Source organism: Limibacillus sp., from assembly GCA_037379885.1.
Classification (GTDB): domain Bacteria; phylum Pseudomonadota; class Alphaproteobacteria; order Kiloniellales; family CECT-8803; genus JARRJC01.
The window spans coordinates 1-2999 of the sequence record JARRJC010000112.1; the positions used below are offsets into that span (position 1 = coordinate 1).

The window sequence follows — 2999 nt, forward strand, 5'->3', positions numbered from 1 at the left end:
ATATGGGCTCGAAGACGGCCTACATTACGCCTGGCAGTCCGTGGGAAAACGGCTACTGCGAATCGTTCAACGGGCGCATGCGCGATGAGCTACTCGACGGCGAGATCTTCTACACCCTGAAGGAGGCGCAGGTGGTCATCGAGCAATGGAGACGGCACTACAACACGAGGCGCCCTCACAGCGCATTGGGCTATCGACCGCCCGCGCCCGAGATCGTTATGGCGACAGGCCAAAAGGCCGCCTAGACTCACTTGACATCTGGACCAGTTAAGACGGGCAGGTCATACCAGGATCTGGGCCCAGGACCCACAACCCACCTTTTCAGCTTATGCGGAATGCGTCACCGACGCGACCGCATTGGAGTCGGTGCCAGACCAATCCGGGGCTTCCGTACCCACTGGTTGTCACCCGCGAATTGTTGCGCCCTGGCCGGGTAACTGGCGAAGGGCAACGCGATGACCAGGTGCCACGCTGTGAATTTCAATGGCTTGAACTCGTTCATTCGGACTCGCAATCGCCCACCCGCCTGCCAGGGCAGAGGAAGCAGCGGGAAGACCCTTGAGCGCAACCGTGAAGTCAGGCCCGAGTGCGTCGATCAGTCTCCCAGGGCATTCTTGTAGACCTTGCCGTCCTTCATGATCAGGTCGAAGTTGGCGTGCGGGTCAGCGATCAGGTCCAGGTTTTCCAGCGGGTTGCCGTCCACGAGAATCAGGTCGGCGTAGGCGCCTTCCTCGATCACACCGAGGGAACCATCCCGGTAGGGATTACGCGGGCCAGCCAGTTCAAGAAGGCGCGCGTTTTCCGAAGTAGCGATCCTCAGCGCTTCATAGGGCGTGAACCAGCGCTTGAGCTTCGCCAGCATCTTGCCCTGGTTTTCGGCCGCGACGGGGTCGAAGAGCATGTCCGTGCCGAAGGCGATGTTGATGCCCAACTTCTTGGCCGTTTTGTAGGCGTTGTCCGTGCCGGCGGTCACCCGGGAATACTTCTCCTGGCTATAGGGATTCTCGAACTGGAGTGCATCCTCGTCGTCCAGCAAGGGCTGGAGGCTGATCCAGGCGCCCTTTTCCTTCATCAGGTCCCAGGTTTCTTTCTCGGAGATCAGGAAACCATGCTCGATGGACAGGACGCCCGCGCGGAGTGCGGTCTGCGTCGCCTCATCCGTGAAAATGTGCGCTGCGACGTAAGTATTCCAGGTTTTCGCCACGTCCACGGCGGCCTTCATTTCCTCATAGGTGAATTGCTGAACGTCGAGGTCGTCGTAAGACGACGAGACGCCACCGCCGCCCGAGATCTTGATCTGGGTGGCACCCATACGCAGGTTTTCCCGCGTCCGCAGGATGACTTCCGGAACGCCGTTGGCGGTCATGATCAGGGAGTTGCGCTCCCAGTAACTGAGCGGGTCGGTAAGGTTCTTCGGGTGATCGTTCTTGAGCCCGAAGTCGAAGTGTCCCGAGGTCTGGCTGATGGGCGGTCCGGACGCAAAGATACGGGGACCCGGATGCTCACCCGTGTCCGTCAGCTTTTTCACCGCGAAGGGATTACCGCCAACATCGCGGACGGTGGTGAACCCCCGCATAAGGGTCTTCTCTGCACCGAGGAAGCCAATGATGGCAACCTCCGACATGTCGCCGGTAAGCAGGACGCTCTGGGCAGCATTGGCATAGTAGGTGTGCCAGTGCGCATCGATCAGGCCGGGAATCAGCGTACGCCCAGCGGCGTCGATGATCTTCGCCCCGGTCGGAACGGCGATGTCGTCGCCGATTTGCTTGATCAGGTTGCCCTCGATCAGAAGATCGGTGTCTTGCATGAGCCGTTCCTCGACACCGTTGAACACGTTCGCATTGGTGATCACGGTGATGGGCTTTGCGTCCTGGCCCTGGACCTGGCCCTGGACTGAGAAACTCAGAGACGCGAACAGGAGCGCGGTAAGCACGTGGTGGGTGGGTTGGTTCATTGAAGCACCTCTGACGATACGCTTTGATTGGCCGGAAAAGGATCCGTGGACAAGCGGGTGAAGCAATTTGCAGAGAGCGCCCGGTAACAAAAGCTGTTCCTGGGACTCGGCATCCCCCCGGGAAAGCTGACCCCGGCGAATAGGGAAGATAACGGGTCTTTTCTTGTGTTGCGAATAGTATGGCAGGAGTTGGCGTAGCGGGCAGAGTTGGTCCAGTTGATCGGCATCTATCGGGATGGCTCGGAGATCGCACGGCGGTTGTAGCGGTTGTCGCACGGGTGTAGCGGTGAAAAGGGAAGTCGAGAAATGGTACGCGCAGCCGGGACGGTCGCCTCGGATTTATCGGCGTTTGGCAAGCAGATCGGGATAGGTTGTATCGGACGCCGCGCGTCGTGGCGGTAGCCTTGGTGGTGCGCGCTTTTGAACGTGCTCGTGGATCTTGCGGATGAGGTCGGGATCGGTGATATCTGCGATCACGCGAAGCTGCCCCCCTTTAGGGGGGCAGTGCGAAGGGCTCGTAGTTTCGCCGGGCTTCATCGACGTGACCCCCTGAAACGATACCAGGGGCAGAGTTAGGTTTCTGTCGATCTGGGGATATCGAAAGGGGGCAGCAGATGGGCCAGAAGCGGTACACACCGGAACAGATCATCGGCAAGCTGCGGCAGGCGGAGGTGCGTTCTTCCGAGGGAGCGACGGTGGCCGAGATCGTCCGCGAGCTGGGGATCACGGAGCAGAGGTACTACCGGTGGCGGACCTGACGCTGGACACGCTGAGCCTGGAGGCGGCGGCGAAGGTAAACTTCTGAGCCCCGAGCGGAGGAGGCGCTGCGCTCGGACGTAGTGAAGCTGGCGGGCCGGTCCGGACGCTACGGGTATCGGCGGGTGACGGCTCTGCTCAGGGCCGAGGGCTGGCCGTGGTCGCGTGGCCGGCGCTTGTGCCCTTGCTTGAAGGGTCAGGCCGCCCCCCTGGCCGGAACGCCTCCGCCGGCAACGCACGCTCGCTGGCGGGTGGTGACGCTCCAGAATCGCTCCTGAGCGCGTTTAGG

2 protein-coding genes and 1 pseudogene are annotated in these 2999 nt (G+C 61.0%); 2 read left to right on the forward strand and 1 reads right to left on the reverse strand.

Annotated elements, in window-relative coordinates:
* Positions 1–245 (forward strand): transposase (locus tag P8X75_15030; GenBank protein ID MEJ1996495.1); only part of this gene is annotated, 245 nt, incomplete at its 5' end.
* A gap of 350 nt (positions 246–595) precedes the next feature.
* Here P8X75_15030 and P8X75_15035 read toward each other — a convergent pair.
* A complete protein-coding gene (locus tag P8X75_15035) occupies positions 596–1954 on the reverse strand; it encodes an amidohydrolase family protein (GenBank protein MEJ1996496.1) in 1359 nt (452 codons plus the stop codon).
* Positions 1955–2568: 614 nt separating this feature from the next.
* Between P8X75_15035 and P8X75_15040 the strand changes: the two are divergent.
* Positions 2569–2865 (forward strand): annotated as a pseudogene (locus P8X75_15040) (transposase).
* Positions 2866–2999 lie beyond the last annotated feature (134 nt).

What these genes read in the sequence shown, in the direction of transcription:
- P8X75_15035 (MEJ1996496.1), bottom strand. Translation starts at nt 1,954, where the DNA reads ATGAACCAACCCACCCACCACGTGCTTACCGCGCTCCTGTTCGCGTCT.